This is a genomic window from Dorea amylophila, from assembly GCF_025567265.1.
Classification (GTDB): domain Bacteria; phylum Bacillota; class Clostridia; order Lachnospirales; family Lachnospiraceae; genus Dorea_A; species Dorea_A amylophila.
In genome coordinates, this window is the sequence record NZ_JAOQJW010000014.1 from 63,230 (window position 1) to 74,903 (window position 11,674).

Here is an 11,674-nt window from a genome sequence, read left to right on the forward strand (position 1 = left end):
GATTTGTTAAAAAATTAAAATTAGCAGAGACTTCAAAGACTCTTTGCCTTGCATAAAAGTATGTGGCGCAAAAGTTGCTTTGGAGTCTTTTTTTGATAGGTGCAGAATAATAAGAAAGGTGTTATAATATCTTGCATGAGTGGCAATTATTCCAGTAGATATATTACGGGGCAGAAGAATCTTCTGCTTTGGGAAAATGGAAGATTGCAGACGAAAGGAGAACATAGAAATTCATGAGTGTAAAAGACTTAAGTGCTTACGAATTAGTAAAGGAAGAAGATTTAAAAGGGATCAAATCCCACGGAATGCTGTTAAAGCATAAGAAGAGCGGGGCAAGGATCTTACTGATAGAAAATGATGATGACAACAAGGTATTCAATATCGGATTCCGTACACCGCCGTCAGACAGTACCGGAGTACCACATATCATGGAACATTCCGTACTGTGTGGATCTAAGAATTTCCCGGCGAAGGATCCGTTCGTAGAACTGGTAAAGGGTTCACTGAATACATTTTTAAATGCAATGACTTATCCGGATAAGACGGTTTACCCGGTAGCAAGCTGTAATGATAAGGATTTCCAGAATCTGATGCATGTATATATGGATGCGGTATTCTATCCGAATATTTATCAGCATGAAGAGATCTTCCGTCAGGAAGGCTGGAGCTACAAGATGGATTCTCTGGAAGATGATCTGGCTTACAACGGTGTTGTATATAATGAGATGAAGGGAGCATTCTCTTCACCGGAAGGTGTGCTGGACAGAGTGGTATTGAATACATTATTCCCGGATACCTCATATGCGAACGAATCTGGCGGGGATCCGGAAGTGATTCCGGAACTTACGTATGAGCAGTTCCTGGATTTCCACAGAAGATATTATCATCCGTCAAACAGTTACATTTACCTGTATGGAAATATGGACATGGAAGAAAAATTAAACTGGCTGGATCAGGAATATCTGAGCAAATTCGACTATGCGCCGGTAGATTCCAAGATCCGCTATCAGGAACCATTTGATAAAGTAATCGAAAAAGAGATGCCATATTCCATAGCAAGCGATGAATCAGAAGAGGATAATACTTACATTTCTTACAATAAAGTCATTGGAACAAGCCTGGATGAGAAGCTGTATCTGGCATTTGAAGTATTGGATTATGCATTGTTATCTGCACCGGGAGCACCGCTTAAGAGAGCACTTACGGATGCCGGGATCGGAAAAGACATTATGGGATCGTATGACAACGGAATTTACCAGCCGATCTTTTCTGTCATTGCGAAGAATGCGAATGTAGAACAGAAAGAAGCATTTGTGAAAGTAATCGAGGATACATTAAAAGATATTGTTGAAAATGGAATGGATAAGAAAGCTCTCGAAGCCGGAATCAATTATAATGAGTTCCGTTACAGAGAGGCGGATTTCGGAGGTTATCCGAAGGGACTGATGTACGGACTGCAGATTATGGACAGCTGGTTATACGATGACGAAAAACCATTTATCCATATCGAAGCGCTGGATACATTCGAGTTCTTAAAGGCACAGGTCGGAACAGGATATTATGAAGAACTGATCCGCAAATATCTGTTAGAGAATACGCACGGTGCGATTGTGCTGATTAAGCCGGAAAAAGGACGTACTGCAAGAATGGACAAAGAACTTCAGGAGAAGTTACAGGCATACAAAGAAAGTCTTACAGAAGAAGAAAGAAAAGAACTGGTAGAGCGTTCCAATGCATTAGAGGCATATCAGTCAGCACCGGATGCAGTAGAAGATCTTGAGAAGATCCCGGTTCTTTCAAGAGAAGATATTTCAAAAGAGATTGAGCCGATCATCAATGAAGAAAAAAGAATCGCAGATGTACCGGTAGTTTACCATGAGATTGAGACAAATGGTATCGGATACGTGGATGTGTTATTTGATATGTCAGGTGTGGAAGAAGCAGATCTTCCGTATGTCGGAATCCTGCAGGGAGTACTTGGAGTCATTGATACCGAGAATTATAAGTACGGAGAACTCTTTAATGAGATCAACGTGCATACCGGCGGTATCGGAACATCACTGGAACTGTATACAGACATTTCCAAAGTGCCGGAAAAAGAATTCAAAGCAACATTTGAAATCAAAGGAAAGGCATTATATCAGAAGCTGCCAGTCGTATTCCGGATGATGGAGGAGATCCTGACACGTTCGAAACTGGGAGATACCAAGAGAATCAGAGAGATTCTTGCGATGCAGAAGTCAAGACTTCTTATGAAATTCCAGTCATCTGGACATACAACAGCAGTGCTTCGTGCGATGTCTTATGCATCTCCGTCATCTAAGTTAAAAGACATGACAAGCGGTATCGAGTTCTATGATAAGATCGCTTATATCGAGGAACATTTTGAAGAAGAAAAAGACGTATTGGTACAGAAGCTTCAGATGCTGGCTCATAAGCTGTTCCGTGCAGACAATATGATGATCAGTTACACGGTTGCAAAAGAGGGCCTGAACGGCATGGAAGAGCTGGTAGAAGGTCTGAAGAAAGCAATGTTCGAAGATCCGGTGGAAGATACCAGATGCGTACTGCACTGTGAGATGAAGAATGAAGGATTCAAGACTGCTTCCAAAGTTCAGTATGTGGCAAGAGTCGGCAACTTTATTGACAATGGAACTGACTATACAGGAGCACTGCAGATATTGAAGGTGATCTTAAGTTATGATTACCTTTGGCAGAATATCCGTGTCAAAGGCGGCGCTTATGGCTGCATGAGCGGATTCAGCCGTACCGGAGAAGGATATTTTGTATCTTACCGTGATCCGAACCTGGAAAGAACGATGGAAGTCTATGAAGGCATCGCAGATTATCTGAGAAACTTTACTGTCAGTGACCGTGACATGAACAAATATATTATCGGAACTATGAGTAATATTGACCAGCCGATGACACCGTCTGCAAAAGGAGACCGTTCGTTCAATCTGTACATGAATAAAGTCAGTGCAGAGACAATCAAGAAAGAGCGTCTGCAGATCCTTGAGGCAGGACAGGAAGATATCCGGAAGCTGGCGGATGTCGTAGAGGCAGTGATGAAAGCCGAACAGGTCTGCGTGATCGGAAGCGAAGAGAAGATAGAAGAAGCAAAAGATATGTTTAAAAATGTGACGACATTTTAGTTGTCTTCAACAGATAAAAGAACAGGAGAAAATATGAAAAAGGATTATAAATCAGGATTCGTAACATTGATCGGTCGTCCAAACGTTGGAAAATCAACTCTGATGAACCAGCTGATCGGACAGAAGATCGCGATTACATCGAATAAACCACAGACGACACGTAACCGTATCCAGACCGTACTTACAACAGATGACGGTCAGATTGTGTTCGTGGATACACCGGGAATCCATAAAGCAAAGAACAAGCTTGGGGAGTATATGGTCAATGTGGCAGAACGTACATTGAATGAAGTTGACGTGGTGCTCTGGCTGGTAGAGCCGACAACATTTATCGGAGCAGGTGAACAGCATATCATCAGCCAGCTTAAGAAAGTAACGACACCGGTTGTACTGGTCATCAATAAGATCGACAGCGTGAAGAAGGAAGATGTTCTTCCGGCCATCGCTGCGTACAAAGATGTCTATGACTTTGCAGAAATCGTTCCGGTATCTGCGAGAAACGGTGACAATACCGATGAGCTTGTAAAAGTGATCATGAAATACCTTCCGTACGGACCACAGTTCTATGATGAAGATACCATTACAGATCAGCCGGAGCGTCAGATTGTGGCCGAACTGATCCGTGAAAAAGCACTGCACTGCTTGCAGGAAGAGATTCCGCACGGTATCGCAGTTGCCATTGACAGTATGAAAGTCAGAAATAAAGTGATGCACATCGATGCAACCATTATCTGTGAGCGCGATTCACACAAGGGGATAATTATTGGTAAAAAAGGAAGTATGTTGAAAAAGATCGGAAGCACTGCTCGTTATGAGATTGAGAAAATGCTGGATCAGCAGGTGAATCTCAAGCTCTGGGTCAAAGTAAAGAAAGACTGGAGAGACAGTGAATTTTTGATGAAAAATTTTGGATACCGCGAAGATGAATAAAAAGCAGTGCCCATGGGAGAACCTAATCTTAGAGCATTAAAAAATATGCCCTGGCAAAGGATGAGGTGATCATATGGAAGAGTACTGGGACAGATTCGTCGCATCAGGTAAGATAGAAGATTATCTGTATTATAAAGGTATGAGTATCTGTGAGGAGACGATAAACAGATACAAAGAAGGAGATACAATTGGTAAATCAGATTACACTGACTGGCATGATACTGACAGCAGCACCGATAGGTGAATATGACAGACGAGTGGTAATACTGACCAGAGAAAGAGGGAAAATCTCGGCATTCGCACGTGGTGCAAGAAGACCGAACAGTGCACTGATGGGAGTGACGAGCCCTTTTTCATTTGGAGAGTTTACTGTATATGAGGGGCGGACATCTTATACGCTGGTGTCGGCCTCTGTTTCCAATTATTTCCAGGAATTGCGTACGGATGTAGAAGGTGCCTATTACGGATTCTATTTTATGGATCTGGCCGGGTATTATGCAAGAGAAGCGAACGATGAGACCGAGATGCTGAAGCTTCTGTATCAGACGCTACGGGCACTGACGAACATACATATCCCGAATGAACTGATACGGTGCATTTACGAATTGAAGACCATTACCGTGAATGGGGAAGGTCCGCAGGTGATGGAATGTATCATGTGCGGGGATAAGGAGCGGGAAAAAGTATTTAGTATACGGAGAGGCGGCGTGATATGCACGCAGTGTGCCGGCCATATTTCCGATGGAATCCGGCTGCTTCCGTCGACATTATATACATTGCAGTACATCGTATGTTCCCCGGTTGAGAAATTATATACTTTCGTTGTAAAAGAAGATGTGCTTGGAGAACTAAAGAATCTGACGAAAGCGTATCTGGATGAATATCTGGGAAAACGCTTCAAATCATTGGAGATATTGGAAACAATTGTACGATAAGGCTTGAAAACAAAGAGGGCAGACGCTATAATTAAATTCAATTACGAATATTTTGAGAAGGTGAGGATGAAAAAATGGCAGAAAAGACTATGGATAAGATCGTTTCATTGGCGAAAGCAAGAGGATTTGTATATCCGGGATCTGAGATCTATGGCGGGCTTGCGAATACATGGGATTATGGTAATCTCGGAGTAGAATTGAAAAACAATGTAAAAAAAGCATGGTGGAAGAAATTCATTCAGGAATCTCCGTTCAATGTAGGTGTGGACTGTGCGATCCTTATGAACCCACAGACATGGATCGCAAGTGGACATCTCGGAGGATTCAGTGATCCTCTGATGGATTGTAAACAGTGTCACGAACGTTTCCGTGCGGATAAAGTCATCGAAGATTATTGTGCAGAGAATAACATTGAACTGGATGGTGCGGTAGATGCATGGACACAGGAGCAGATGAAGAACTTTATCGATGAGAATCAGATTCCATGTCCGACATGTGGAAAGCATGACTTTACTGATATCCGTCAGTTCAACCTGATGTTCAAGACATTCCAGGGAGTAACAGAGGATGCGAAGAATACGGTATATCTTCGTCCGGAGACAGCACAGGGAATCTTTGTTAACTTCAAGAATGTACAGCGTACATCCAGAAAGAAACTGCCATTTGGTATCGGACAGATCGGTAAATCATTCCGTAACGAGATCACACCTGGTAACTTTACATTCCGTACCAGAGAGTTCGAACAGATGGAATTGGAATTCTTCTGCAAACCGGATACAGACCTTGAGTGGTTCGACTACTGGAAGAAGTTCTGTCTGAACTGGCTGTCTGCATTAGGACTGAAAGATGATGAAGTACGTTACCGTGATCACGATAAAGAAGAACTTTCTTTCTACAGTAAAGCAACAACAGACGTTGAGTTCTTATTCCCATTCGGATGGGGAGAACTGTGGGGAATCGCTGACCGTACAGATTACGACTTAACACAGCATCAGAATGTATCCGGACAGGATCTGACATACTTTGATGATGAGACAAAGGAAAAATATATCCCATACGTTATCGAGCCGTCACTCGGTGCAGACCGTATGGTACTTGCATTCCTTTGCAGTGCTTATGATGAAGAAGAGATCGGAACAGAGGAGAAGCCTGATACACGTACGGTTCTTCACTTCCATCCGGCACTGGCACCGGTTAAGATCGGTGTGCTTCCGCTTTCTAAGAAGCTGAATGAAGGCGCAGAGAAAGTATTTGCACAGTTAAGCAAGAAATACAACTGCGAATATGATGACCGTGGAAATATCGGAAAACGTTACCGTCGTCAGGACGAGATCGGAACACCATTCTGTGTAACATACGATTTCGATTCTGAAGAAGACGGAGCAGTAACTGTCCGTGACAGAGATACCATGGAACAGGAAAGAATCAAGATTGAAGATCTGGATGCTTACTTTGAGAAGAAATTCGAGTGGTAAGCATCAGAAAATTGAAGCATAAGAGATAAAACAAGAGACCGTGGAATCGGCTATGTATGCCAAAGTGCATGCATGGCGGTTTCACGGTCTTTTTTATATATGCAGGTATGTAGAAATTGATTTGTGCATAATGTACAAAAAAATAAAATATAAAATAAAATATTGATTTAAAATGAATGAAAGAGTATATTTATAGAAAAGACTTAATTCATTATTCGTAAAATCTATAAGTAAGGAGGAAAGACTTTGGATAAACTGAATAATATCGTATTATTGATTCAACATTATCTGGCAGATTATATTTTGATCATTCTGCTGTTAGGAGGAGGTGTTATATTTACGATCCGGCTCGGATTTATCCAGATACGTGGATTTAAGGCCGGGTGGAAAAGAACGTTTGGCGGACTGTTTTCGAAAAAAGGAACGGCGGGAAAAGACGGTATGTCATCATTTCAGGCACTTGCAACGGCTATTGCAGCACAGGTAGGAACGGGGAATATTGCAGGAGCGGCAACAGCATTGGCAATAGGCGGACCGGGAGCGATTTTCTGGATGTGGATTGCGGCATTTCTTGGAATGGCGACCATTTTCGGAGAAGCTATTATGGCTCAGAAATATAAGCATGTAGGAAAAGACGGGCATGTAACAGGCGGACCGGTTTATTATATCCAGGCGGCTTTCAAAGGTACTTTTGGAAAAATCCTGGCAGCTGTCTTTTCTGTTCTGATCATTTTTGCACTGGGATTTATGGGAAATGCGGTACAGTCCAACTCGATAGCGTCAGCATTTCATACTGCATTTGGTATACCACAGATAGTGGTGGGGATCATTATAGCGGTTATCGCATTGTTTGTATTTGTCGGAGGAATTTCCAGAATTGCAAAAGTTACAGAGACGATTGTTCCAATCATGGCATGTTTTTATATTATCGGATCACTGATTGTAATCTTTGCAAACTTTAAAGAAATCCCATATGCATTTTATTCTATCGTTGTAGGTGCTTTTAAACCGTCTGCAGTCAGTGGCGGAGCAGTGGGAGCAACGGTAAAGCTTGCACTCACAAAAGGTGTGGCAAGAGGACTGTTCTCGAATGAAGCAGGTATGGGATCGACGCCTCACGCACATGCGGTAGCGAAAGTAGAACATCCGGTAGAGCAGGGATTTGTAGCAATGATCGGTGTATTCATTGATACCTTTGTAATTCTGAATCTGACGGCACTGGTGATTATTACAACACAGTCGATTCCGACAGGGCTTACAGGTACAGCGCTCAGCCAGTATGCATTTTCGAGTGTATTCGGAAAATTCGGTAATGTATTTATTGCAATCTGTATGTTCTTTTTCGCATTTTCGACGATTATTGGCTGGTATTTCTTTGGGCAGGCCAATGTGAAATATTTATTTGGAAAAAATGCAGTAAAGCCGTATGCGGTTCTGGTTTCGCTCTGTGTATTGTTAGGTTCACTTGCACAGGTTGATTTGGTATGGAATATGGCAGACTGTTTCAATTCATTGATGGTAATTCCTAATATTCTTGCATTGTTCTTCCTGAGCAGCCAGATGAAAGAATTGCATGACGATTACTATCATAATTTCTTAAAAAATAAAAAAGTAAAATAAAGAAAAAAGACTTTGTGAATAATGAATAAGTGAAAACGAAAAACGGAGGGAAAATAGAAAAATATACAAAAATCAGATTACATAATTGTTCAAAACAACTAAAAAAAGATAAAAAAAGATAAAGTATTGCAATATAAATAACAATGATGTAATATAGAGGAAGAAAATAAATGATATAAAAATTTTCTATAACTGAAAAGAAGAGTGGGATGATATTTCTCAAGAGAGAGCTGCCAGGGCAGCCGCCGAAGAGGCAAACCGGTATCGAAAAAAATGTGGAAAAACCGGACGAAACTTTCAGGCAAAAGGACGGAGAAAGGGACTACATTCTGAATCTTGTACTGTAAGAGGAATTAGATTTAACAGGACGAAAGACAGAAAAGGACGTTTGAACGCAGTAACTGGCGTGGAGCGTCCTTTTTATTTTCTAAGGCTGGTTGAAATAACATAAGAGAGGATGGACATGAATGAGTAAGTATATGGTGATCACAAATAATCCGCTTGTACGATCCAGGCTGGATGATACACATGAGGTAATCTATCTGGAACTCTCTTATGAAGAACTTCTGAAGGTAGTAAGGGACAGAATTTACGAAGGCCACAGATTATTGACACATCCATTATCAGGAAGTGTAAAACCAAAGGAAACACCGTACAAATCTGTGCTGATATCTGAGAGAAAGGAGAAGGTGGATGGGGAATCTGTCAGATTGATTGAAAATGCGATTCTGGTATGTCAGAAATTTCAAGATAAAAGTAAGTATTACAAAGAAGAAGTTTATAAGGATTTTCAATTGGTTGACTGGACTTTATTAGAGAGCGGACTGGCGTCTGCGGATGTCTGGTAGAAGACAGTGATAAAAGAGGTTGTAAAACGGGCAGCGTTTTATAAAAGAAGATGAAAAAAGGAGGAAAAGATCGTGAGATTAGAAATGGGGAATATTTACATTAAGGATATCCAGTTTGCGGATACATCAAAGATTGAAGATGGAATCCTGTATGTAGATAAAGGAGCTGTAAAAGCGGTAGCATTGGAAGATGAGCATATCAAAACAGTCACTTTTGATATTGCGAAACCAGGGGAATCAGTAAGAATCACACCGGTAAAAGATGTGATCGAACCAAGAGTAAAAGTTGAGGGAAAAGGCGGGGTATTCCCGGGAATTATTTCAAAAGTTGATACCGTTGGTTCCGGAAAGACATATGCATTAAAAGGAATGGCTGTTGTAACAGCAGGAAGAATCGTCGGTTTCCAGGAAGGTATCATTGACATGACCGGACCGGGAGCTGATTACACACCATTTTCCAAGACATTGAATCTTGTTATGGTCTGTGAACCTGTAGAGGGAATCAAACAGCATGAATATGAAAAGGCAGTCCGTTTCGCGGGATTCAGGGTTGCAGCGTACATCGGAGAATTAGCACGGAATCTTACACCGGATGAGACAAAAGTATATGAGACATGCGGTATCAAAGAAGGAATCACACAGTATCCGGATCTTCCGAGAGTTGCATATGTCCAGATGCTTCAAAGCCAGGGACTCTTACATGACACTTATGTATACGGAGTGGATGCAAAGAAGACACTTCCTACAATTTTAAGTCCTACAGAGATCATGGACGGAGCAATCGTTTCCGGTAACTGTGTATCTGCATGTGATAAGAATCCTACATATGTACATGAGAATAATCCGGTTGTTCATGATCTGTTTGAAGAACATGGAAAGACACTGAACTTTGTATGTCAGATCATTACAAATGAAAATGTATACCTTGCAGATAAAGAAAGATCTTCTGACTGGACAGCAAAACTGTGTAAGATGTTAGATCTGGATGGCGTTATCGTATCACAGGAAGGATTTGGTAATCCGGATACAGACCTTATTATGAACTGTAAGAAGATCGAAGCAGAAGGCATCAAGACTGTAATTATTACAGATGAGTATGCCGGACGTGATGGAAAATCACAGTCTCTTGCGGACGCAGATGTGGCAGCAGATGCGGTTGTAACAGGTGGTAATGCAAATGAAGTTGTTATCCTGCCAAAACTTGATAAAGTAATTGGAACTTTAGATTATGTGACAAAGATCGCCGGAGCAAGTGAAGATACACTTCGCGAAGATGGATCTCTTGAAGTAGAACTTCAGGTCATCACAGGTGCAACAAATGAGACAGGTTTCAATAAGCTGAGTGCAAGATAGAAGAGGGAGGATAAGAATATGTCTAAGATAAAAGTAGTTCATTATATCAACCAGTTCTTTGCACAGATTGGTGGAGAGGAAAAAGCAGACTATCCTGCAGAAATTCGTGTTGGGGAAGTTGTAGGACCTGGTCTGGCACTGACACAGAATTTTAAAGATGAAGCAGAGATTATTGCAACAGTTATTTGCGGAGATTCTTACTTCAATGAGAACCTTGAAAAAGCAAAAGCAGATATTCTTGCAATGGTAAAAGAGCAGGCACCGGATGTATTTATTGCAGGACCGGCATTCAATGCAGGACGTTATGGTGTGGCTTGCGGTACAATTGCGGCAGCTGTTCAGGAGGAACTTGGAATTCCTGCAGTTACAGGTATGTATGTAGAAAACCCTGGAGCAGATATGTTCAAGAATGATGTCTACATGATCTCAACAAAGAACAGTGCGGCAGGTATGAGGGATGCAGTGAAGAAACTTGCTCCGTTGGCAGTGAAACTAGCAAAAGGAGAAAAAATCGGTTCATCTGCAGAAGAAGGATATATCCCAAATGGTGTACGTGTAAACTTCTTCGAAAAAGAAAGAGGATCCAAACGTGCCGTTAAGATGCTGATCAAGAAATTGAATGACAAGCCATATGTAACAGAATATCCGATGCCGAATTTTGACAGAGTAGAACCAAATCCGGCAGTGAAGGATCTTGCACATGCGAAGATTGCCCTGGTTACTTCCGGTGGTATCGTTCCAAAGGGAAACCCGGACCACATAGAAAGTTCAAGTGCTTCTCACTATGGAGAGTATGATATTACAGGAGTTACAGATCTTACAGAAGAGACATATGAGACTGCACATGGCGGATATGATCCGGTATATGCGAATGAAGATCCGGACCGTGTACTTCCGGTAGATGTTCTTCGCGATATGGAAAAAGAAGGTGTGATCGGATCGCTTCATCATCTGTTCTATACAACTGTAGGAAATGGAACATCTGTAGCATCCGCAAAAGCATTTGCAGCAGAGTATTCGCAGAAATTAAAGGCTGACGGAGTAGATGCCGTTATCCTGACCTCCACCTGAGGTACCTGTACTCGTTGCGGTGCAACGATGGTAAAAGAAATCGAAAGAGCAGGAATTCCTGTTGTACATATCTGTACAGTTACTCCGATTTCTATGACAGTTGGTGCAAATAGAATCGTACCGGCGATCGCTATTCCACATCCACTCGGTAATCCGGCACTGGATCAGGAAGAAGAAAAGAAATTACGCCGTGGAATCGTAGAAAAAGCTCTGGAAGCTTTGACTACGGAAGTTGACGGACAGAAAGTTTTTGAATAGTACATGTGAATATAGAAGGAGATATAACG

9 protein-coding genes and 1 riboswitch are annotated in these 11,674 nt (G+C 41.7%); all 9 genes read left to right on the forward strand.

Translation table 11 applies throughout. The features are described 5' to 3' along the window. The first annotated feature begins 233 nt into the window (after positions 1 to 233). The 9 genes from OCV72_RS10060 (at position 234) to grdB (ending at position 11,645) form a co-directional block, all read left to right on the forward strand. Positions 234 to 3,155: an insulinase family protein gene (locus tag OCV72_RS10060; protein ID WP_055283621.1), complete on the forward strand. Its 2,922-nt coding sequence runs from the start codon at positions 234 to 236 to the stop codon at positions 3,153 to 3,155. Between the two features lie 33 nt (positions 3,156 to 3,188). Beyond that, complete coding sequence (era, locus tag OCV72_RS10065; RefSeq protein ID WP_006426363.1) at positions 3,189 to 4,085, forward strand: GTPase Era; 897 nt, start codon at positions 3,189 to 3,191, stop codon at positions 4,083 to 4,085. Between the two features lie 73 nt (positions 4,086 to 4,158). Further along, positions 4,159 to 4,329, forward strand: coding sequence for a hypothetical protein (locus OCV72_RS10070; protein ID WP_155515226.1), 171 nt, complete (start codon positions 4,159 to 4,161; stop codon positions 4,327 to 4,329). Beyond that, positions 4,301 to 5,020, forward strand: coding sequence for a DNA repair protein RecO (gene recO, locus OCV72_RS10075; RefSeq protein WP_006426361.1), 720 nt, complete (start codon positions 4,301 to 4,303; stop codon positions 5,018 to 5,020). Before OCV72_RS10070 ends, recO begins: the two co-directional genes overlap by 29 nt. A gap of 74 nt (positions 5,021 to 5,094) precedes the next feature. Continuing rightward, positions 5,095 to 6,495, forward strand: coding sequence for a glycine--tRNA ligase (locus OCV72_RS10080; protein ID WP_028087060.1), 1,401 nt, complete (start codon positions 5,095 to 5,097; stop codon positions 6,493 to 6,495). A 246-nt stretch (positions 6,496 to 6,741) separates the two neighbouring features. After that, a complete protein-coding gene (locus OCV72_RS10085; protein ID WP_044919436.1) occupies positions 6,742 to 8,115 on the forward strand; it encodes an alanine/glycine:cation symporter family protein in 1,374 nt (457 codons plus the stop codon). 210 nt (positions 8,116 to 8,325) lie between these two features. Next, a riboswitch (glycine riboswitch) is annotated at positions 8,326 to 8,438 on the forward strand. Between the two features lie 144 nt (positions 8,439 to 8,582). After that, positions 8,583 to 8,963 carry a GrdX family protein gene (locus OCV72_RS10090; protein WP_006426357.1) on the forward strand — a complete coding sequence of 127 codons (381 nt, stop codon included), beginning with the start codon at positions 8,583 to 8,585 and terminating at the stop codon, positions 8,961 to 8,963. Positions 8,964 to 9,035: 72 nt separating this feature from the next. Continuing rightward, positions 9,036 to 10,316, forward strand: a complete 1,281-nt coding sequence (locus OCV72_RS10095; RefSeq protein ID WP_242859249.1) for a glycine/sarcosine/betaine reductase component B subunit — start codon at positions 9,036 to 9,038, stop codon at positions 10,314 to 10,316. A gap of 18 nt (positions 10,317 to 10,334) precedes the next feature. Then, the gene (gene grdB / locus OCV72_RS10100) at positions 10,335 to 11,645 is read left to right on the forward strand and encodes a glycine reductase complex selenoprotein B (protein WP_081021049.1); all 1,311 of its coding nucleotides are present in this window, start codon (positions 10,335 to 10,337) and stop codon (positions 11,643 to 11,645) included. Positions 11,646 to 11,674: the final 29 nt, after the last annotated feature.

What these genes read in the sequence shown, in the direction of transcription:
- OCV72_RS10060 (WP_055283621.1), top strand. Translation starts at nt 234, where the DNA reads ATGAGTGTAAAAGACTTAAGTGCTTACGAATTAGTAAAGGAAGAAGAT.
- era (WP_006426363.1), top strand. Translation starts at nt 3,189, where the DNA reads ATGAAAAAGGATTATAAATCAGGATTCGTAACATTGATCGGTCGTCCA.
- OCV72_RS10070 (WP_155515226.1), top strand. Translation starts at nt 4,159, where the DNA reads ATGGAAGAGTACTGGGACAGATTCGTCGCATCAGGTAAGATAGAAGAT.
- recO (WP_006426361.1), top strand. Translation starts at nt 4,301, where the DNA reads ATGATACTGACAGCAGCACCGATAGGTGAATATGACAGACGAGTGGTA.
- OCV72_RS10080 (WP_028087060.1), top strand. Translation starts at nt 5,095, where the DNA reads ATGGCAGAAAAGACTATGGATAAGATCGTTTCATTGGCGAAAGCAAGA.
- OCV72_RS10090 (WP_006426357.1), top strand. Translation starts at nt 8,583, where the DNA reads ATGAGTAAGTATATGGTGATCACAAATAATCCGCTTGTACGATCCAGG.